Origin of the sequence: Massilia rhizosphaerae, assembly GCF_016093545.1 — a bacterium.
In the GTDB taxonomy this organism is placed as follows: domain Bacteria; phylum Pseudomonadota; class Gammaproteobacteria; order Burkholderiales; family Burkholderiaceae_D; genus Telluria; species Telluria rhizosphaerae.
This window is the reverse complement of the sequence record NZ_JADKYX010000007.1, coordinates 112,950-133,877: the sequence shown is the minus strand read 5'-3', so window position 1 is coordinate 133,877 and position 20,928 is coordinate 112,950. Positions and strand designations below refer to the sequence as shown.

Below are 20,928 nucleotides of genomic sequence, written 5' to 3'. Positions count from 1 at the left end.
AGACACGATGAAACGACGAAGCCTGCTCAAGGCGGCCGCCGCGCTGCCGTTCGCGCTCACGGACATGGCGACCGCGGCGCCGCTGTTGCGGCGCGTGCGTCCGGGCGACCCGGGCTGGCCGTCCGCCGCCGCGTGGGATGGCCTGAAGCGCAGCGTGGACGGCCGCCTCGTCAAGCTCGACGCGCCCTTCGCCGGCTGCGCCGCCGGCGCGGACACGCCCGCGTGCACGGCCGCCCTCGCGCGCCTGAAGAACGGCTTCGACATGGGCGACCAGCCCAACTTCACGCACACGAGCGGCTGGATCGATGCCTGGTCGTCGCAGCCGAGCGCGTACGCGGTGGCGGCGCGCACGACGGCGGACGTCGCCGCCGCCGTGGATTTCGCGCGCACCCACAACCTGCGCCTCGTCGTCAAGGGCGGCGGGCACAGTTACCAGGGCACGTCCGACGCGCCCGGCTCGCTGCTCGTCTGGACCCGCCACATGAACGACGTGCGCGTGGAACCGGCGTTCGTCGCCCGCAACTGCGGCGCCGCGCCGCAGCCGGCCGTGACCCTGGGCGCGGGCGCCATGTGGATCGACGCCTACGACGCCGTGACGACGCGCGCCGGCCGCTACGTGCAGGGCGGCGGATGCACGAGCGTCGGCGTGGCGGGCCTCGTCCAGAGCGGCGGCTTCGGTAATTTTTCCAAGCGCTACGGCACGGCGGCGGCCGGCCTGCTGGAAGCGGAGGTCGTGACGGCCGACGGCCAGGTTCGCATCGCCAACGCCTGCACGAACGCGGACCTGTTCTGGGCGCTGAAAGGCGGCGGCGGCGGCAGCGTCGGCGTCGTCACCCGGCTCACGCTGCGCACGCACGCGCTGCCGGCCACCTTCGGCGGCCTCTTCTGCAAGGTGCGCGCCGCCGGCGACGCCGCGTTCCGTGCGCTGGTCGCCAGGTTCGTCGAGTTCTACGCGCAGGCGCTGTTCAACCCGCACTGGGGCGAGCAGATCGTGTTCAACGGCGACAACACCGTCGACGTCTCGATGGTGTTCCAGGACCTCGGCGAAGCGGAGGTCACCCGCGCATGGGCACCGCTGCTCGACTGGCTGCGCGGGCGCCCCGAGTACACGTTCGACAAGCCGTTCAAGGTCCTGGCGCTGCCGGCGCGGCACTTCTGGGACGTCGCGTACTTGCGCGACCACGCGCCCGGCTTCATGGTGTCCGATCCGCGTCCCGGCGCACCCGCGCATCACGCGATGTGGAAGGGCGACACGGACCAGGAAGGCTGGTTCATCCACGGCTACAAGTCGGCCTGGCTGCCGGCCGGGCTGCTCGACGCGCACCGCCGGGCCGGCCTCGCCGACGCGCTGTTCCGATCGAGCCGCCACTGGAGCGTCGCGCTGCATTTCAACAAGGGACTGGCCGGCGCGCCGCAGGCGGAGCTCGACGCGGTGCGCGCCACCGCGACCAATCCCGCCGTGCTGGACGCCTTCGCCCTGGCGATCATCGCCGGCGGCGACGGTCCGCACTTCCCCGGCATGCCCGGCGGCGCCGTCGACATGCCGCGGGCCCGCGACCGCGCGCAGGCGATCGGCCGGGCGATGGACGCCCTGCTGGCGGTGGCGCCGCACGCCGGTTCCTATGTCTCGGAAAGCGATTACTTCCTGGACGACTGGCAGACCGCCTTCTGGGGTACCAACTATCCGCGGCTCGCGCGGATCAAACGACAATACGATCGGGACGGCTTGTTCTACGTGCACCACGGCGTGGGCAGCGAAGCGTGGAGCGACGACGGTTTTACGCGCGTGCGGACGTGACGGTCTAGCGCGCGCCGTCCGGCGGCACGGCCAGCGGATGCTCGCGCTTCTCCGCATCGATGCGGGCCTTGAGCGCGCGCGTGTCGTCGTCCTCGCCCCAGCGCTTCGTGAACGCCTGCAGGCGCCAGCGCGCCCGCTCCACGTTGCCGGACGCCAGCGCGGACTCGACGGCCCCGCGCGCCTCGCCCCACGCGCCCGCGCGCTGGCGCTTGCGCGCGCAGACGTTCGACGCCTCGTTCAGCGCGCGCTGCAGCCTTTCCAGCTGCTGCGCCGTCGCGCGGCCGGCGCGCAGCGCGATCAGCTCATCCTGCGCCGCCTTGCCCTTGCAGTCCCGGGCCAGCGCGATGGCGGCGTCGATGCGCCGGTCGATCTTTTGCGCCGACGGCTTCGCCCACAGCCACACGACCCACAGCACGGCCAGCGCGGCGATCCACCAGCGCAGGCGGATCGGCTGGCGGCCCGGCGGCTTGTCCGCCGGCGCGGGTGCGGGCGGCGGCGGCCACGGGATGCCGCGGCCGCGTTCCGGCGCGGCGGCGCTGCCCGCGACCGGGCGGCCGCTGTGGCCGAATGCCGTCGCGGACGGCGCCGGCGCGGCCGGCTTCGGCACCGGCTGGGCCGGCGCGGCCGGTGCCGCCGGCGCCGGCTCGGGCACGGTGTCCGGCGCATCCGACCAGCCCGCCAATCCGGCCGCCGCCTCGGCGCCGGCGACAGCGGCCGTGGCGGCGGCGGCGCGGCGCGCGCGGCCGTCGTCGTGCGCAGGCGCCGGCGCGCCCGCCTGCTGCGCCGTCCCGCAATACGGACAGTAATGCACCCGGCGCGGCATGCCGCGCGCGCAATTGGCGTTGATGCAGCGGTAGATCGCTTCGTCCTGCACGGCGCGTCCTTATTCCGGGTCCGGGATGACGTCGTCGTCCGGATCGGGAATCGCCGTGCCGGCGGCCGCCATCACTTCCGGAACGTCACCGACGGTCTTCCACTTGTCCGTGCGCGGATTCCACTGCATGTTCCAGATGCGCGTGCCAGGGTCGATCTCGCCGCGCATCAGCTGCTGCACGACGTCGTCCAGCGCGAACGGCCCGCGCTGCGTACCGCCGACGAACAGCTTGTAGCGCGCGGCGATGGGCGTCGCGCCGACGACGTAGGCGGACGGCCCCAGGCTCGGCCCCGGCACCGCGTCCGGCGTGCTTGCGCCGGCCATCGGCGTGGGCGCGACGACGGTGGGCGCGGCCGGCGCGAACGAGGCCGGCGGCATGACGGGCGCGGGTGCGCGCCGTTCCAGCGCCTGCGCGGCGCGCGCGTCGGCGGCCAGGAACTCCGGACGGATCACGCGCTTGTCCGCCGGCCGCTCCACTTCCCACGCGTACGCGTCGGACGCCGAATCGGGCACCGCTTCCGTCCACGCATCCAGCTGCGCGAGCGCCGCCTCCACCTGGGCCGGCGACAGCTGCGGATCGAGCGCCACGGCGCGCCGCATCCACTGGTCGTACAGCCGCCGCGCCGTGATGTAAGGCAGCGACGGCGACGGCAGCTGGGCGCCCGTTTCGTCCACTTCCAGCTTCGGTTCGTACACGCGCAGTTGATAGTGGCGCATCAAGGCGGCCAAGAGCGCCAGCTGGTGCGGGCCCATCGCGGCCAGGCGCTGGCGCGTCGCCGCGATCACCTGTTCGCGGTAGTACACGGGCAGGCCGTTCGAGCGGATCGCGTACTCGTTGCCGATCTGGAGCCACTCGCCCGATCCCGGCTCGACCTCGAACAGGTATTGCCCGCGCGGCTGGAACGCGGCTTCGCGGTCGCCCGCGTCGTGCTTGCGGCGCAGGACGCCCAGCGCGATCGCGGCGAGGAAGAATTCGTAGTCGTCGGCCAGGCGATTCAGCTCGTCCATCGACGGCGAGATCGGATGGCGGAACCGCGTCGAATCGAAGTGCAGGTGCGTGGGAATCTTCGGGTTCTCGATCTGGTAGCTGGCGCGCCACGTCGGCAGCCCGCGCAGCACCGTCATCGGGTAGCCGGACAGCTCGATGTAGCACACGGCCCGCCCCGGCACGCCCGTGTTCACGACGGAGACGAGGTCGCCGTGAAAGAAACCGTTCGGCACGGCGGCGCGGATTTCCGGCTCCAGCTTGCGCCACGCGGCCGGGTCGCCGACGCCGACGAAGCATTTGAACTGGTCGGCGCTGGGCGTGAACTCGGCCGAGAAGCGCGCGTTAATCCACGGCATGGCGCTCTTGATCCACTCGGAAAAGATGCGGTGCCGTTCCGGCGGCGACAGCGCGCCCAGGCGCTCCACCAGCGGGTCCGGCAGCTCGGCGTCCGCCTGTTCGCCGGACAGCTGCAGCTGCGCGCGCCGGAACAGTTTAAGCAGCAGGTCGGCGCGCAATCTCTCGTCGCCCAGTAGCGGGAACAGGCGCGCGGAACCGCCGAATTCCAGCAGCACCTCTTCGCTCCAGGCGCTCACGTCGCCCGTCAGCCTGACGGGTTCGGGCAGCACGTCGCTCGCGAGCTTGATGTACGTGGCGTGCTCCTGGCGCGCGTCGGCCCGCAGTTGGCCGATGCGCTGGTCGACGGCGGCCAGCATCGCCCCCACGTTGCGCCGCCCTTCCTGGAATTCGCCGGCCACGCCGCTCCAACGCACTTGCCCGTGTTCGTCCGGCGCCTGCGGTTCGCCCAGCCAACCGGACAGACTTTGCAGCACCTCGATGGACTGTCCCGCCGCAACAGCCAGCAGGTGAAAGCGCAGGTAGTCGGCGATGTCGCGCTTGAGGTGGTTCATGATTTCCCGCGCCTGCGCATCCTTGCCGAACAAGCGGCCCGCGGCCTGCGAGAGGTTGTTCAGCGATTCCTCGACCTGGCGCGTGCGCAGCGCGTCGCGCACGTCGCGGTAGCGCTTGCCGTTGCGCTGGACGTTGGCGAGGTCGCGCTGCGCGAGGCGCGCCTTCACCTGCTCCAGCAGCGACAGTACGAATTCGAGGCCGCCCTGCTTGCGGTCGTCCAGCAGCATGTACAGGCGGCCGCGCACGTTCAGGCGCAGCTGCGCGAGCAGCTCGCCCGTGTGGCGCTTGATGCGGTCCTCGCTCGTCTCCGCCGTCGCGCCGGCCTCGCGGATGGCGTCGCGCTCCAGGTTCGGCAGCAGTTCGGCGACCTTCTCGCGCCACAGCTTCAGGTCGTACGAGGCCATGATGCGGTCCATCTCCAGCTGCACCTTGCTGTCGACGCGCTCCAGCAGCGAACGCTGGTCCTTGTCGAGCAACAGCATGTCGGTCAGCGCATATTCCGGGAACGGCGTGACGTCGACGGTGCCCTTTTTAAAATCGGGGAATTCCGCGAACGGGTGCTCGGCCATGCCCATCTGGTCGCGCATGAACGCGTCGCGTTCCTGGTCGGTGGCGCGCCGCGCGGCCATGCCGTCGGCGGCGACGAGGCCGAAGAACGCCTTCACCATCAGCGCCGCGAGTTCATACGCGCGGATGTCTTCGCGCAGGCTTTGCTGCGTGTCGAGCACGGCCTGGCCGAACGCGGAATACACCTTCGAGTACGACAGGCGCATGTCGCCGAAGCGCTGCTCCGGCACGCGCGGGTTGTACGGCCCCAGCTTGTGCTGTTGCTGGTTGACCGCGACGGAGCGCTTGCGGTTGGCGAAATCGGCCGACGCGAAATCCTCGAACAGCGTATCGGCCACCATCTGGTACACGTCCTTGACGTCTTGCGTGGCCTTGTTCGCGAGGTTCGCCGTGTCGACGAAATACACGTCGTCGAACGGCGTGCCGCGGCCGACGACGCTGTCCGGCTCCATCCACTGCACGCGCGCGTTCATGTCGCGCATGCTCGTCTCCAGCTCCATCAGCGTGGCGTACGCGTTCGCCTCCGTGCGCTCCTTGTTCGCCTTGGCGTAGCCGGACGGCAGGAACATCACGAGGTCGACCTGGCTGTCCGACACTTCCTGGCGGGCGACGGCCTTGGCGATCCACCCAAGGTCGATGGCGCTGCCGGCGCCCGTGCCGCCCGCGTTCGACGCGATGACGACGATGCGGAACTTGGAGGTGTCGACCTGCAGGCCGAGGCGCTGGTAATTCTCCTTGCGCTCGATGCCCGCGTTACTGCTCAGGAAGTTCAACGCGCCCTTGATGCGGCCGCGCAGCTTGGGGTATTTGTCGAACAGGTAGAGCCGTGCCAGCGCGCGGATCTGGCCCGCGCCCTTCGATGGATCGATGCCCAGCGAACGCAGTTTTTTCGGGCGCAACGGCATCCAGTTTTCGATGAGCGGGAAGCGCGCGAGGCTGTCGTCCGACTCGTGGTATTGCGGCAGGTCGAGCGGCTCGACGAGGCGTTCTTCGTCGGACAGTTTCACCAGCTCGAACCACGGGTCGGTGCGTTGCGACTTGCCTTCGTCGATGACGGCGTTCGCATCGAGGTCGAAGTGCAGGAAGCGGGCGACGGGGAAGTCGGCGATGGAGTCGACGCGGGTCGGATGCCGGCGGTTCCACACGGCCGCGAGGATGCGGCGGCGGATGCGCATCATGACTTCCATGCCGGTGCCGCCGGCGCCGATGAACAGGGTCGGGCGCAGGTCGACTTTCAATTCTGCGCGGCCGGCGTCGGCTGTGTTGCCGAGCGCTGCGGGATCGGGAAAATCTGCCATGGTGTTCTCTGTGAAAAGCGTGACGTCAGCGGCGGCCGACGAAGAAGGCCGCGACCAGCGTGACGACGCCGACGACGACCAGCGGTCCGGTGATGGCGGGCGTCAGGTATCTGCTCGCGTTGACGATGGCCAGCACGACGGCGGCCGACAGGAAGCCCATGCCGACGAACAGCAGCCAGCCCGCGCTGCCGGCCGCCGACGGCGCCACGCGCTTGACGACGAGGTGGTGCACGTAGGCGTTACGCACGAAAAAGTAAATCACGAGCAGCACGACGAAGGCGACGGCGCCGATCGCCATGTCGCGCCCGGCCGTGTCGCGCAGCGGCGCCGCGCTCGTGTTGGTGGCGCCGCCGGGTGCGATCTCGACGGGCTGCGTCGCCGTGTCGGGCGTCGTCTTCGGCAGGCTGTCCTGCGGCGTCGTCGCGGCCTGGCCGGGCAGCTTGAAGCCGGGATCGGTGGCCGTGCCGGCCGTATCGGGCGCGCCGGCGTGGCCTGGTTGGGTCTGGGCGTTCTGCATGATCGCTTTCCTGGGTGGGTTCATCGGCCGAGCCTGACCTGCGCGCCTTCGCGCAAGTCGAGCAACTGGTGGCCGAACAAGGTCGTCTTCAGGCGGGCCACTTCATTGCCCGCCTTGTCGTAGATCGGTTGCGTGGTCCCGGCGCGCGCTTGCACGGTGCGCGGTTCGTCTTCCACGACGAGCCGCACCTGGCGCGGCCGGCCATAGGCATACGCCGCGCCCGCGCCGGCCGCCAGCAGCGCCAGGCAGCCGGCGAGCACGGTGACGAGCGGGCCCGCGCCGTAATGCACGTGCACCTCGACGGGCAGCACGGCGGTCGACGCCTGGATGTCGGCCGGCGGCGTGAAGATGTCCGGCAGCGGATCACCCGGGAACAGCGCCGCCATGCGGTCGCGGAACGCCTGCGACAATTCCAGTTTCTGATCCTGCAGGTGCAGCTCGATGCGGCCCGGCAGCACGTAGGCGGAGCCGGCCGATTTCAATGCCGCCAGCGACCATTTGCCGGGCAGTTGCGCGACGGGCAGTTGCAACGTCGACGCCAGCGGTACGGCGCGGCCCGGCGCCAGCCGCGCGACGGTGTTCGTGCGCAGCAGGATCGGCCGGTTCTCGCCGCCGAGCACCGAGCGCGCGCTGATGGCCGCGCCCGCGATCGTGTACGGATAAATCGTGTTCTCCAGCTGCCACAGGATCGTCGCGCTGGGCGTGCGCGCGTCCGGCGCGACGTCGGCGCGCAGGCGGCCCGCCGCGTCCATCGAGAAGTCGACGCCGGGCGCGTCCTCGACCTTGCGCGGCACGAGGCGCACCGTGTCGCGGTCGAGCGGTTTCAGGCGCGCCGGCGGTTCCGTGATCACGCGCCGCACGCGGCCCGATGCCAGCATGGCGTCGAGGGCGCGCGCGCCGTTGCGGCCGACGGCGAACACATACACCATCAGGCCGTTGGCGCGGTAATGCCGGCCCACGACCGGCATGCGCAGCGGGAACGCGAGCGCCGTCGTGATGGCCGCGCCACGGTGGATCAACGCATAGAATTCGCGGTTGCGCTGGGCCGTTGCCTGGTCGTTGTTCGGGCTGTTGCGGTTGTTCGTCACGAGCCAGACGAGACCGCCCTTCCCGTCCAGCACCCGGCTGATGGTCGTCTCGACCGCCTCGCCCAGGTCGGTGTCGGCCAGCGCCGCGGCGCCGGGCTTGTGCGCCGTGCCGAGCGCCGCCAGCGCGGCCCGCACGTGCGCGGGTGTGGCGCTCGTCACCTGCTCGGACAGCAGGGCGCGCGGCGACGGCGCGCCGGGCAGCGACTGGTTGAACGCGGCCAGCACGAGCGCGTCGCCCGGCTGCGCGACGCTGGCCGCCAGCGCCGCCACCAGCGGCTTGAATTGCGACTGCGGATCGGTGTAGAACGGCTCCATCCAGCCCGAATTCTGGACCAGCACCACCTGCGGCACGGCCCGCGCCGGCGCCATGCCGGACAGCGCGCACAGGGCGAGGATCGCGGCGAAGCGGCGTGCGGCCCTCACGTCGGCGCGTCCAGGTTCCAGCCGCGGATCCGGTTCCAGTCGGGGTGGTGCAGCCACAGGCGGTTGGCGTAGACGAAGGGCACGCATTCGAGCGGCCGCGCCAGGCGCGCCACTTCGTCCAGGATCACGTTGCGCCGGCCGATCCACTCCACCGTGGTGCGGGCGATCACGCGGTTGGCCAGCGCCTCTTCGGCGCGGCCCGTGTATTTGTGGAAGCGCAGCACGAGCCCGCTGGGCTGGCTGCGGTTGTTGTTGAAGCTGCGCAGCAGCGGCAGGACGAGCGAGTCGTCCTCGTGCTGGTCCTCGACGTGCTCGCCGGACCACGGTTCGTCGACGACCGGATGGCCACGGCGGAACAGCAGGTTCGCGAAGCCGAGGCGCGCGCCGTCGATGCACTCGCGCTGCGGCCGGTCGCTCCCCAGCTCGAGGAACGAGTATGACTGGCCGTCATGCCCGATCAGCCACATGCGGCCGTCGCGGCTCAAGGTGGGGCCGCCGAGGTCGAGGCTGGGCAGCCAGGTGTCGGGCCACGCCAGCCAGCGCGGCGCCTCGCCGGGACGCCAGACGAGCTGCCCCTCGCCGTGCAGCCAGAACAGCTGGCCGTCGTAGCCGATGGGCCGCGTCCAGCCGGACAGCGGCAGCGCGCCGCAGTCGAATTGCGGCCCCGGGGACAGGTCCGCGCCGAGCGCGCACAGGCCGAGGGTGCCGCCCGGATTGCGCACGAGGACGCCCAGCTGGCGCCGCATCAGGCCCGGCGCGGCGGCGACGGGCGCGGCCAGCACGGCCTCCGTCCGGCACGTCTCGCTGACCGGGTTGACGACCAGGCGGTACAGGCCGCCCGCGGTGGGCACGAGCGCCACGTCGCCGCGGCGCGCGGGCACCTGCAGTTGCGGCATGGGCAGCCAGCCGTAGTCGGACGCGCCGAACGCGAGATCGGCCGCGCCCTCTTCCGGCATCATCACGTGCCAGACTTCGGCCAGCGGATCCCAGTACTGCAGCACGCCGCGCCCCGGCGCGAGGGCGAGCAGGCGCTGTTCGGGAAAGCCGTACGTGGCGGCCGCGAACACGCAGTGGGCGTTGGGCGGGGGCGGCAGCGCGGCGTCGCAGCGGCCGACGTCCGGCGCGGGCGGCCGTTCCTCGAGGCTGTCGCCCAGCGCCAGCGACGTCACGGGCAAGCCATGCGGCACGTGCCGGGGCAGCAGCGCGTCCGCGTGCGGTCCCCACCAGTCGGGACGGCGCGCCTGCACGGCGCCGAGGCGTTCGAGCGGCCGCCCGCAGGCGGGACAGAACGCGAACCCTTCGGGATAGATGGCCGCGTGGTCGCAGGACAGCGGCAGCGAGGCGCCGAGCAGGTGGGCGCAATCGGCCAGGCGGCCGCGTGCCGAGGCCTGCCAGTCGATCCGGCCCAGCCCGTCGCTGGACACCGGCACGAACTGCCCGCTGCGCTCATCCTCCAGCCAGACGCTGGTCGGCGTTTCCCATCGGTATGCCATGCGCTCCACCGTCGATTCGTCAAAAGGGATCGCGGCCCGCGCGCACGTGGGCCGTTATCGTTTTGGAATCATAGCGCCGGGATCAAGGCGACGGCGCCCTGTTCACGGGGTAGCGCGTGACTGTGCTTCCGGGATCAAATGCCGGGCCGGACCGGGGAACTTTCGGACAGATCCAATGCCGCGCGGGTCACCTGGCGGATCTTCCAGACGCGGTTGTCCAGCACCATCGCGAGCACCACCTCGTGCTTCGCGTCGCCGTCGCCGTCGAGCGTGACGAGGACGTCCGCACTGCGCGCCTGCCGCCGCAAGGTCACGGCCTGCACGCGCCCATGCAGCCATGCGCCGCGGATGCGGGACGCCTGCAGGAAGTAGTCGCCCGCCGCCGTGCGGCCGGCGTCCGTCGCCTGCAGGCGCTTCAGCAACTGATCGACGAGGGGCCGGGCGACGTAGGCATTCAGGCGGTCGTAACGGTCGCTCAACGGGTCCTGGTCGGCGTCCAGCGTCTGCAGATACCAGCCATAGAATTCCGCGGCGACGGCCTCCGGCGCGCGCAGCCCCGCGGCGGGCGCAGCGGCTCGGGGGGGCGCGGCCGGCAGCGGACCCGCGAGACCTGCCAGCGCGGCCGCCAGCAACAGGCTGGCCGATTTACGTTTAAGAACATTTCCTTTATGAATCAACATGATGACACTCCTGACAGCCAGACTGTGCAGCAATCCGGCCCGGCGGTTCCTGCGCTGCCGCAAGCACATGGTCGACGTATAATGCCGGGTTGTCCTCCCTACCGATCCGCGCCATGACGTCCACCGCCACCCTGCCCGCCGCCTCCATCGCCGCCGCCACCGCGCACTTGCGCGACGTGCTCGCGATCGCGCTCGAACACACCCGCGAGCGGCGCGCGCTGGTCGTCTTCGATACCCGCACGGCATTGGCCGGCGCGCTCGTGGAGGCCTATCGGCGCAACCTGCCCGACGCGACCTTCATCGACTTCGACGCCGTCGCGCCCGGCGAGGTGCTCGCGACGTTCCGCACCTTGGCGCCGCAGGACCTGGTCGTGCTCGTGCAGTCGACGAACTTCCGGCTGGACGGTTTCCGCCTGCGCGTGGAATTGTTCAAGCTGGGATTGAAAGTGATCGAGCACGTGCACCTGTCGCGCATGCCGGGCAGCCAGGGCGAGCACTACATCGAGGCGCTGGCCTACGACCCCGCGTACTTCCGCGGCGTGGGCCACGCGCTGAAGGCCCGCATCGACCGCGCCCGCCGCGCCGAGGTGCATGGCGGCGGCGACGTCCTCGTGTTCGCGTCGCCCTTCGAGTCCGCGAAACTGAACGTGGGCGACTACCGCGCGATGCACAACGCCGGCGGCCAGTTCCCGATCGGCGAAGTGTTCACGGAAGCGCGGGACCTGGAAGCCGTCGGCGGCCGCGCGCAGGTGCACGTGTTCGGCGACACGTCCTACCTCGTCAACCGGCCCGCGGAACCCATCACGCTGGTCATCGACAAGGGCCGCGTCGTCGGCGCGGAGAACGCCACGCCGGCGTTCCGGGAAGTCCTCGACATCATCCGCCGCGACGAGGGCGAGGTGTGGGTGCGCGAACTGGGCTTCGGCATGAACCGCGCCTTCACGCGCGAGCGCCGCGTGGACGACATCGGCACCTACGAGCGCATGTGCGGCATCCACCTGTCGCTGGGCGCCAAGCACGGCGTGTACGCCAAGCCGGGCTTCAAGCGCAAGGACGCGCGCTACCACATCGACGTGTTCGTCGTGACGGATGCGGTCTACCTGGACGACGAACGCGTGTATGCGGACGGGGCGTGGACGGTGTCCGCCTGATCTTCCTGCAATCGGCGGCATTCTCTACAATGGCATCGTCACTTTCCCGGACCATGCCATGCTCACCACCGAACAACGCGAGCAGTACCAGCGCGACGGCTACGTCGTCATCCCGAATTTCAAATCGCACGACGAGATCGCGCGCCTGCGCACGCGCGCCGGCGAGATCGTCGACGCATTCGACCCGAGCGCGTCGCGCGCGATCTTCACGACGCGCGACCAGGCCAGTGCCAGCGACGCCTGGTTCCTCGGCTCGGACAACACGATCCGCTGCTTCTTCGAAGAGGAAGCCTTCGGCCCGGACGGCCGGCTGAAGCAGGCCAAGCACCTGTCGATCAACAAGATCGGCCACGCCATGCACGACCTCGACCCCGTCTTCGAAGCCTTCACGCGCGACGCGAAACTGGCCGCCGTCGCGCGCGACCTCGGGCTGGCGCAGCCGCAGGTCTGGCAATCGATGTACATCTTCAAGCAGCCGGGCATCGGCGGCGAGGTGCGCTGGCACCAGGACGCGACGTTCTTCGATTCCACGCCGATCAGCGTGACGACGTTCTGGTTCGCGCTGGAATACGCGACCATCGAGAACGGCTGCCTGTGGGTGGAACCGGGCGGCCACCGCGGTCCGCTGCGCGAGCGTTTCCTGCGCGACGGCGATGCGATCACGATGGAAAAGCTGGACAGCACGCCGTGGCCGGACGACAGCACGGCCGTGCCGCTCGAAGCGAAGGCCGGGGACCTCGTCTGCTTCCACGGGCTGCTGCCGCATTACAGCGCGCCGAACCGCTCGCCGGTCTCGCGTCATGCGTTCACCTTGCATGTGACGGATGCGCGGACCCGGTATTCGGCGCGGAACTGGATTCAGCGGGATGACAGGCTGCCGGTGCGGGGGCTCGACTGAACCTGCCGCACGGAAATCGCCCATCTCGCTCCTGACAAAAACTGTCAGTAGCCTCCCTTACCATTGTCGCCTCGTTATCCCACCAGGCCGCGGCGACGCCACCGATCCTCCTTTCGCAGGGCCGCCGCCGGCACTGGCACGCGTCCACGCATCGAACACGAAAGGAGCACGTCATGCACATCATCATCGGAGGAACGGGACGGGTCGGCTCGGCGACGGCGCGCGCGCTGTTGCGCCAGGGCGAACCCGTCACCGTCGTCACGCGCAATGCCGGCCACGCGGCCGACCTCAGGGATGCCGGGGCGAAGATCGCCGTGGCCGACGTGCGCGACGTGCCGGCGCTGCGGGCGATCCTGCGCACGGGCACGACGGCGTTGCTGCTCAATCCGCCGGCCGCGCCGTTCACGGACACGGATGCCGTCGAGCGCGCGAACGCCGCGGCCATCGTCGACGCGGTGACGGGATCCGGATTGCGCAAGGCCGTCGCGGTGTCGACGTTCGGCGCGCGGCCCGGGGCGCCGTGCGGCGACCTGACCGTGCTGTTCGAGTTCGAGGAGAAGCTGCGGGCGCAGGCGGTCCCGGTCGCGGTCAATCGCGGCGCCTACTACATGAGCAACTGGGCCGAGATGCTCGACACCGTGCGCCACCGCGGCAAGCTGCCCAGTTTCTTCCCGCAGGACGTCGCCATTCCGATGGTCGCGCCCGACGACCTGGGCGAGGCCGCCGCCGGCCGGCTGATGGACCCGGCCGACCACGCCGGCATCCGCTACATCGAAGGGCCGCGGCGCTACACCCCGCGCGACGTCGCCGACGCCTTCGCGCGCGCACTGGACCGGCCGGTGGACGTCGAGGTCATTCCCCGCCCCGCGTGGGAGCAGACGTACCGCCGGCTCGGATTTTCGCCGGAAGCGGCCCGCTCCTATGCCTGCATGACGGGGACCGTGCTGGACGAGCAGGACCGCTGGCCCGACACGCCCGTCCGCGGCCCGACGACGCTCGACGACTTCATCCGCAACGTGGTCCGGCAGCGCCGGGGCGGTTGACGTTGCGCAAACCGCAAGTATTAAAACTACACAAAATATGCGAAATGCATTGACACGAAAATACGTATAGCCAAGAATCTCCTCTGTCGGGCGCGAGAACCACATAGAATGATCGCCCGATACGTAGTAAAAGTACCTACCAGAGCAACGGACTTTTGCACGACCTCCGTTGCCGGCCGGAACCTTACCCGTATCACATCGGAGGAGAAGCATGAAGAAGAGCACCATCGTCGCCCTGCTCGCGGCGGGCATGATGACGTCCATGGCGGCGGCAACGCACGCGGCCACCCCCACCCAGCAGGCCGGCGGCAGCACGGCCATCGTCCTGCAGGGTTTCCACTGGAACTCGGCCAATTATTCCGGCCCGGACTGGTATAACACCCTGCTGAACAATGTCGGCGACCTGAGCGCCATGGGATTCACGCACGTGTGGTTCCCGCCGCCGTCGGATTCCGGCGCCAAGCAAGGCTATCTGCCGCGCCAGCTGAACAAGCTCGATTCCAGCTACGGCAGCGCGGCCGAACTGACGAACGTCGTTTCCGCCTTCAAGAACAAGGGCGTCAAATCCATCGTCGACGTCGTCGTCAACCACCGCGTGGGCACGACCGGCTGGTCCGATTTCACGAATCCTAACTGGACCACCTACACGATCGTCAACAACGACGAGTGCAACTGCGGCCTGGGCACGGGCGACACGGGCCAGGGCTTCAACGGCGGGCGCGACCTGGACCATACCAACGTCGGCGAAGTCCAGAACGGCATCATCAACTGGCTCAACTACACGCTGAAACCGGTGGGCTTCTCGGGCCTGCGCTTCGACTTCGTGAAGGGCTATTCCGCCAGCTACGTCGGCCAGTACGCGAACGCGTTCGCGCCCGATTTCTGCGTCGGCGAGATGTGGCCGGACTCGTTCGACCTGAACAACCTGGATGCCAACCGCCAGGCGATCATGAACTGGATTAACGGCACCAACAACAGCTGCGGCGCGTTCGACTTCACGACCAAGGGCATCCTCAACGACGCCCTCGCCAACGGCAATTACTGGCGCCTCAAGGCAAGCGACGGCAAGCCGCAAGGCGCCATCGGCTGGTGGCCGGCGATGTCGGTGACCTTCGTCGACAACCACGACACCGGCCCCGCCGAAAGCTGCGGCACGGGCCAGAACCTGTGGCCGGTGCCGTGCGGCTCCGTGATGGAAGGCTATGCCTACATCCTCACGCATCCGGGCATCCCGACCGTGTTCTACCCGCACATCTACAACTGGAACCTCAAGACGCAGATCGCGGCGCTGATGGCGGCCCGCAAGAACGCCGGCGTGACGTCGACGTCGGCCGTCTCGATCCAGCAGGCGACCCAGGGCCTGTACGCGGCCATCGTCACGGGCACGACGCACCAGCTGGCCATGAAGATCGGTCCGAACAGCTGGAGCCCGGGCAGCGGCTGGACGCTGCAGACCTCCGGCAACAACTACGCCGTCTGGATGAAGTGATCCGACGCGCGGCTCAGGCGACCGCCGCCTGCAGCCGCGTGGCGTGGCCGCGGCCCGCGAGGTCGCGGCCATGCACGCTGACGCGGTTGCGGCCGCGCTGCTTGGCGTCATACAGCGCCTCGTCCGCGCGGCGCAGGATGTCTTCCCATTTGTGGTCCTGCGGATCCAGCGCGGCCACGCCCACGCTGACGGTCATCGCGACGCCCGCCCCGTCGACGATCAGCGGGGTGCAGGCCACCCATTCGCGCAGGCGCTCGGCGATGCCGCACACGCTGCCGAGGTGCTCGCCGCAGACCAGCACCGCGAATTCCTCCCCGCCGAGCCGGAACAACGCATCGTAGCCGCGCAGCATGCGCGCGGACAGCGCCGTCACGTGACGGATCGCCGTGTCGCCCACGCCGTGGCCGTAGCGGTCGTTGATCGACTTGAAGTGGTCGATGTCGAAGGCGATGAAAAACATGGCCGCCCCCGTGCGCCGGCAGCGGCGGAAATCGCGCGTGGCGATGTCGTGCAGGGCGCGCCGGTTCAGCCAGCCGGTCAGCACGTCCGTCAGCGACGCGCGGTGCAGCGCCAGCGTCTGCTGATGGGTGACGATCAGCGCGCAGCACATCGTCGCGAGCGACAAATACACCAACATGGCCAGCGCGCCCGACGTGCGATAGAAGTGGCCACCGAGGAACCCCGGCGGTTCGCCGTCGTGCGCGACGACGACCGCCACGCGCACGGCCTGCTGCAGCGCGAACAGCACCTGCAGCACGATCAACGGCAGGTACGACGCGCGCGCCTCGCTGTCGGGCTGGCGCCACAACAGCCAGGCCGCGCACAGATTGATCGCGCCGAGGAACGGCGTGAACAGCATGAGACGATACAGCGGCGCGCCCCGCAGGGCCAGCAGCACGTGCGCCGCCAGCACGGTGCCGACGAGAACGGCGCCCCAGCGCCAGCCGGGCGCGCGGTGCAGGTGGCGCCGGACCCCGGCCAGCATGCCGAAGTGGCCGCCAAGTTGGAGCGCATTGACGCAGGCGATGAAGACGATGGGATTCGTCTGCAGGTGCAGGCCGATTGCGCCCATCATGTTACTGAGGGCGAAGAACACGGCGGCCACCGTCCAGTCGACGAGGCAGGCCTGGCGCGCGCTGGCGAGGTAGAGCAGACCCATGCTGGCCGCCATGGTCAGCGCCGCGAGCGCGGCAGCCACGACGAGTGTGAATGCATCCATCTTTTCTCCTCGGCCAACGATCACGTCGCAGGTTTAATTTTAATTTCATAAGTATAAAACTATTGTCCATATGTAAATCTCTCGAATTATTGCGGTCGCAAGCGAAACCGGCGCGAATAGCGGCTGTGATATAAGGATGGCCCCATGAATGCCGCTTTCTTTGCCATCGTCGGCGCCCAGTTCTTTTCGTCCCTGGCGGACAGCGCGCTGTTCATCCTGTGCGTGTCGCTGATCGCCACGCTCTCGTTTCCGCAGTGGATGACGCCCTTGCTGAAGATGGGGTTCGTCGTCTCGTACATCGTGCTGGCGCCGTTCGCCGGCGCCTTCGCCGACCGCTTTCCCAAGGGACGCGTGATGCTGCTGACGAACGCCGTCAAGATGGTCGGCTGTTCGTTGATCCTGGCCAAGGCCAATCCGCTGCTCGCCTACGGCATCGTGGGCATGGGCGCGTCCGCGTATTCGCCCGCCAAATACGGCATCCTGGCCGAGGTGCTGCCGCCGCGCCGGCTCGTGGCGGCCAACGGCTGGATCGAGGGGACGACGGTGCTCGCGATGATCCTCGGCACGGTGCTGGGCGGCGTCATCTCCGCGAATCCGCATGCGATCGCCTGGCTGCTGCACCTGCGCGCCGCGCTCACCTTGCCGTGGCAGGCGACGCCCGTCGGCATGGCGGTGGCCGTGATCGTGATGACCTACCTGCTCGCGACGCTGCTGAACCTGCCCGTGATGCACGCCGGCGCCCGCCCGGCCGACGCGCGCCGCACCCTGCCCGCGCTGCTCGCCGATTTCTACCGCTGCAACCGCTCCCTGTGGCGCGACCGCGAAGGCCGCGTCTCGCTCGGCGTGACGTCGCTGTTCTGGGGCAGCGGGATGGTGCTGCAGGTGCTGCTGCTGACGTGGGCGCAGAACGTCCTCGGCCTCACGCTGGACCGGGCCGCCGCGCTGCAGGGCATGTTCGCGCTCGGCGTCGCGCTGGGCGCCGCCATCGCGGGCAAGGCCGTGCCGCTCGTACGCTCGCTGTCCGTGATGCCGCTGGGTGCCGTGATGGGCGCCGGACTGTGCGCGATGGTCTGGGTGCATTCCGTGCAGGTGGCGCTGCCGCTGCTGCTGGCGATCGGCATCCTGGCCGGCCTGTTCGTCGTCCCGATGAACGCCATCCTGCAGCACCGCGGCCACCGCCTGATGAGCGCCGGCCAATCGATCGCCGTGCAGAACTTCAACGAGAACCTGGCCATCCTCGCGATGACCTCCACCTACGCGCTGGCCCTGCAGGCGCAGCTGCGGCTCGACACCGTGCTCGTGTTGCTGGGCATGCTGATCGTGCTCGTCACGGTGGGCCTGCGCCGGATGTCCGCGCCGCGCGGCGAGTGACGGCGTAGGCCGGTGGCTGACGCCGATCAAAAACTGGCAGGGCCGGTGTCGATAATATTTACATATTACAACAATAATTTATTTTCAGAAATCTCAAGTCATTGTTTTTATTGAGAAAATATTTTATGGCACGCTAGTTGCTCTCCAGGATGCGTCCAACACACCCTAAGGGAAATCCATGAAAACCACGCTCTCGCGCTGCGCCATCGCCGCCTTCCTGCTGGGCACGTCCGCCCTGGCCCACGCAACCGTCGTTTTCGACAGCTCGCTGGGCGCCTACGGCACCACCACGAGCGAAATGCGCGGCTCCGATCGAAACTACGCCGCCGTGCTCAGCTTCAGCCGCGACGTGAAGGTGTCGCAGATCGGCGTCTTCATCAGCGTGGACAACGCCCAGGACGTCAAATTCCTGATCTTCGACAGCAAGCAGTCCGGCGGCACCGGCTCGGTGCTGCTGTCGGATCAAAAGTCGTTCGCGCAGAATACGACGCAGACGTTCATCTATTCCGACCTCATCGATTTCACGTTCCTGGCCAATCATACGTACGACGTCGGTATCCTCGGTTCGACCGGTTCGCTGACGGGCTTCTGGGGTGTCGGCGACTACACCCAGAACGGGATCACCGGCATCAGCAACAACGCCAACATCAGTCACTTCAATGCGCCGACCACCGGCGACTATGCCGGGGTCTTGCCTTACATCCAGCTCGTCACGGCGGACGCGAAGGTGCCGGAGCCGGTCAGCGCCGCCCTGTTCGGCCTGGGCCTGGCCGGCCTGGCATGCGCGCGCCGCAAGGCGAAGCAGTCCGGCAACGCGTAATTCCCGCGGACGAGGGCCGGCTCCCGGCCCTGCCGCAGGGCATCCCGGCCGGCCGTAAAAGGTGCTACGCTACCGGGATGACAACACCGCAACCACCTTATACCGATCCGGCCCGCATCCCCGACGCGGTGCGCGACGATGGCTATGCCCTGCTGCGCCCGGCCGACGTGGCCCGGCTTTCCGGCTGCACGCTCGACGAGCTGATGGCGCTGGCGCCCAGCTGGGAACGCCTGGAGCTCGACAACTATCTCAAGGACGGCGGCCGCTATCGCCGGCGCCGGCACTCCTGCTTCGTCGACAGCGGCGACAACCTCACGCAAAGCCCGCACCGCGCGCACTGGCAGCCGGTCGAGTACAACGCCCTGCATGGCGGCATGCACCGCCTGTTCGTGCCCATCGAGCCGGCCACCATCGAACAGCCGGCCTGGCCCCGGCTGCTGCGCGCGTTGGGGGCCGTGTGCTCGCAAGTGCGCGGCCCGCAGACGTGGTACGTCGAGGCCCACCAGTTCCGCATCGACACGGCCGACGGCATCGGCCGCCCCACGCCGGAAGGCGCGCACCGCGACGGCGTCGATTTCGTCGCCGTCATCCTGATCGGCCGCGCGAACATCAAGGGCGGCGAGACGCGCGTGTTCGAAGCGAACGGTCCCAAGGGGCAGCGCTTCACGATGACGGAACCCTGGACCCTGCTGCTGCTGGACGACGCCGCCGTCATCCACGAATCGACGCCGATCCAGCCCGTCGGCCCCAACGGCCACCGCGACACGCTCGTGCTGACCTGGCGCACCGGCGCCTTCCAGGGCGACGACGCCGAAACGACGGGCGCCTGAGCTTTTCCGCCGCCTGCGCCCGCGCGCAGGCATCGCTGCGGCCGGAGATGTTATCGCCGGACAAATACTGATAAAAAAAAAGCCCGCATCCTTGCGGTGCGGGCTGAATCCAGGTTTTCGGAGAAAAACTGGAGGAGACAGGTACTACTATATTCCTATTTTTTGTGCACCGCAATACGGTAGAACTACGGTATCTAGAGGGCGGCCTCTAGAGCGGAAAGCAGAGACTCAGGCACCGACGATACGGAATCCCGCACGTTTTTGCGGCATTGCGGGAAAGACCTGTTCCAGGCGTTTATCGCCTAACATTAAATGTTCTTCAGAAATCTGCGCGAGCACCGAACGAAAATCGGTCGTGACGGGTAAATCGCGGCCCTCGTTCAGTTTCTCGTCCGCGACGCCTTCCCAATCACCATAAACCTTACCTCCGCGCACTGTTCCGCCCATGACCCACATCACGTTGCCGTGACCGTGGTCCGTGCCGCCGTTGCCGTTCTCGCGCGCCGTGCGGCCGAATTCCGACATCACGACGACGACCGTGTCGTCGAACAAGGGTCCCAGGCGGTCGGCCAGCACGGCCAGGCCCTGCCCCAGCGGCATGAGGCGGTTCGCCAGCTGGCCGCCGGCGGCGCCCTGGTTCGCGTGCGTGTCCCAGCCGCCCAGCGCGACGAACGCCAGCTGGATATTCGGGTCGTTGCGCATCAGGCCCGCCAGGCGGGCCGCGTCGTCGGGAAAGCCGTTCGGCAGCGGCGCGCCGCGGTCGGCGGCCTGCATCTCGTGGCTCTCCAGGGCGCCCATGACTTCGCGGTGCGCCGCACGGCCCTCCGCGTACGCGCGCCCGAAGCGGGGGTGGCCGTCGTACAGCTCGTCGAAGGCGGCCTTCACGGCGGGCCGGTCGAGCAGGTCGGCGCGCGCCGCGCCCGCGACGTTCGGCAGGTTCACGGCGGCGGCGCGGCCGGACAGGATACGCGGCAGCACGGGGCCGATGCCCAGCAGCCGGCTGGGCGACTGCGGACCGGGCAGCGCGGCCACGAGGCGGTTCATCCAGCCGTCCGGCGTGTTCTTGCGGCCGGGCGTCGCCGATTCCATGTAGTCCTGCGCGTCGAAGTGGGAGCGCGTCGGATCCGGCGACCCGCTGGCGTGCACGAACGCCAGCTTGCGCGCCTGCCACAGCGGCTGCAGGCTGGCCAGCGCGGGATGCAGGCCGAAATACCCGTCCAGGGCGAGCGCGCCGCCGTCCGCGCCGGGCGCCGCCAGGCCGATGGTCGGGCGCAGGCGCCGGTAGTTCGCGTCGCCGACGGGCGCGACGACGTTCAGGCCGTCGACGGCGCCGCGCAGCATCACGACGACGAGCTTTTTGCGGGTCGGGTTGGCGGGCGTGCTGACGGCCCAGGCGCTGCGCCCGACGGGCAGCAGGATGCCGGCGCCCAGCGCCAGCGTGTTGAGGAAGTGCCTGCGGTGCATGTCGATCT

The 20,928-nt window shown here is 69.2% G+C and carries 16 protein-coding genes; 8 read left to right on the top strand and 8 right to left on the bottom strand.

The features are described 5' to 3' along the window. Positions 1–7 precede the first annotated feature (7 nt). The gene (locus ISF28_RS12820; protein WP_198117571.1) at positions 8–1,798 is read left to right on the top strand and encodes an FAD-binding oxidoreductase; all 1,791 of its coding nucleotides are present in this window, start codon (positions 8–10) and stop codon (positions 1,796–1,798) included. Between the two features lie 4 nt (positions 1,799–1,802). On the opposite strand, the gene ISF28_RS12815 is transcribed toward ISF28_RS12820, so the two are convergent. From ISF28_RS12815 to ISF28_RS12790, 6 genes are all read right to left on the bottom strand, one after another. Then, positions 1,803–2,672 (bottom strand): hypothetical protein, encoded by an 870-nt coding sequence (locus tag ISF28_RS12815; protein ID WP_198117570.1) that lies wholly within the window; start codon positions 2,670–2,672, stop codon positions 1,803–1,805. 9 nt (positions 2,673–2,681) lie between these two features. Next, positions 2,682–6,434, bottom strand: coding sequence for a tubulin-like doman-containing protein (locus ISF28_RS12810; protein WP_198117569.1), 3,753 nt, complete (start codon positions 6,432–6,434; stop codon positions 2,682–2,684). Positions 6,435–6,459: 25 nt separating this feature from the next. After that, positions 6,460–6,951, bottom strand: a complete 492-nt coding sequence (locus tag ISF28_RS12805; RefSeq protein ID WP_198117568.1) for a hypothetical protein — start codon at positions 6,949–6,951, stop codon at positions 6,460–6,462. Between the two features lie 20 nt (positions 6,952–6,971). Then, entirely contained in the window at positions 6,972–8,462 is a 1,491-nt protein-coding gene (locus ISF28_RS12800) for a hypothetical protein (protein ID WP_370663428.1), read from the bottom strand. Next, on the bottom strand, positions 8,459–9,955 hold the full coding sequence (locus ISF28_RS12795; RefSeq protein WP_198117567.1) for a hypothetical protein: 1,497 nt from the start codon (positions 9,953–9,955) through the stop codon (positions 8,459–8,461). Before ISF28_RS12795 ends, ISF28_RS12800 begins: the two co-directional genes overlap by 4 nt. Positions 9,956–10,089: 134 nt before the next feature. Further along, a complete protein-coding gene (locus ISF28_RS12790) occupies positions 10,090–10,635 on the bottom strand; it encodes a DUF3828 domain-containing protein (RefSeq protein WP_198117566.1) in 546 nt (181 codons plus the stop codon). A gap of 113 nt (positions 10,636–10,748) precedes the next feature. Here ISF28_RS12790 and ISF28_RS12785 point away from each other — a divergent pair, with 113 nt between their 5' ends. The 4 genes from ISF28_RS12785 to ISF28_RS12770 all read left to right on the top strand — a co-directional run bounded on the left by ISF28_RS12785 (position 10,749) and on the right by ISF28_RS12770 (position 15,216). Next, positions 10,749–11,786: a M29 family metallopeptidase gene (locus ISF28_RS12785; protein ID WP_198117565.1), complete on the top strand. Its 1,038-nt coding sequence runs from the start codon at positions 10,749–10,751 to the stop codon at positions 11,784–11,786. A gap of 58 nt (positions 11,787–11,844) precedes the next feature. Next, the gene (locus tag ISF28_RS12780; protein ID WP_198117564.1) at positions 11,845–12,684 is read left to right on the top strand and encodes a phytanoyl-CoA dioxygenase family protein; all 840 of its coding nucleotides are present in this window, start codon (positions 11,845–11,847) and stop codon (positions 12,682–12,684) included. Positions 12,685–12,857: 173 nt separating this feature from the next. Continuing rightward, positions 12,858–13,727 carry an NmrA family NAD(P)-binding protein gene (locus ISF28_RS12775; protein WP_198117563.1) on the top strand — a complete coding sequence of 290 codons (870 nt, stop codon included), beginning with the start codon at positions 12,858–12,860 and terminating at the stop codon, positions 13,725–13,727. A 211-nt stretch (positions 13,728–13,938) separates the two neighbouring features. After that, a complete protein-coding gene (locus tag ISF28_RS12770) occupies positions 13,939–15,216 on the top strand; it encodes a glucan 1,4-alpha-maltotetraohydrolase domain-containing protein (protein WP_198117562.1) in 1,278 nt (425 codons plus the stop codon). Positions 15,217–15,229: 13 nt separating this feature from the next. Here the strand turns inward: ISF28_RS12770 and ISF28_RS12765 are convergent, their stop codons facing one another. Continuing rightward, entirely contained in the window at positions 15,230–16,435 is a 1,206-nt protein-coding gene (locus ISF28_RS12765) for a GGDEF domain-containing protein (RefSeq protein ID WP_198117561.1), read from the bottom strand. 144 nt (positions 16,436–16,579) lie between these two features. Between ISF28_RS12765 and lplT the strand changes: the two genes are divergently transcribed. From lplT to ISF28_RS12750, 3 genes are all read left to right on the top strand, one after another. Next, positions 16,580–17,806, top strand: a complete 1,227-nt coding sequence (lplT, locus tag ISF28_RS12760) for a lysophospholipid transporter LplT (protein ID WP_198117560.1) — start codon at positions 16,580–16,582, stop codon at positions 17,804–17,806. Positions 17,807–17,984: 178 nt separating this feature from the next. Next, positions 17,985–18,626, top strand: coding sequence for a PEP-CTERM sorting domain-containing protein (locus tag ISF28_RS12755; protein ID WP_198117559.1), 642 nt, complete (start codon positions 17,985–17,987; stop codon positions 18,624–18,626). A 77-nt stretch (positions 18,627–18,703) separates the two neighbouring features. Further along, positions 18,704–19,456 (top strand): 2OG-Fe dioxygenase family protein, encoded by a 753-nt coding sequence (locus tag ISF28_RS12750; protein ID WP_198117558.1) that lies wholly within the window; start codon positions 18,704–18,706, stop codon positions 19,454–19,456. A 228-nt stretch (positions 19,457–19,684) separates the two neighbouring features. Here the strand turns inward: ISF28_RS12750 and ISF28_RS12745 are convergent, their stop codons facing one another. Next, positions 19,685–20,920, bottom strand: coding sequence for a DUF1501 domain-containing protein (locus ISF28_RS12745; protein ID WP_198117557.1), 1,236 nt, complete (start codon positions 20,918–20,920; stop codon positions 19,685–19,687). Between the last annotated feature and the right edge of the window lie 8 nt (positions 20,921–20,928).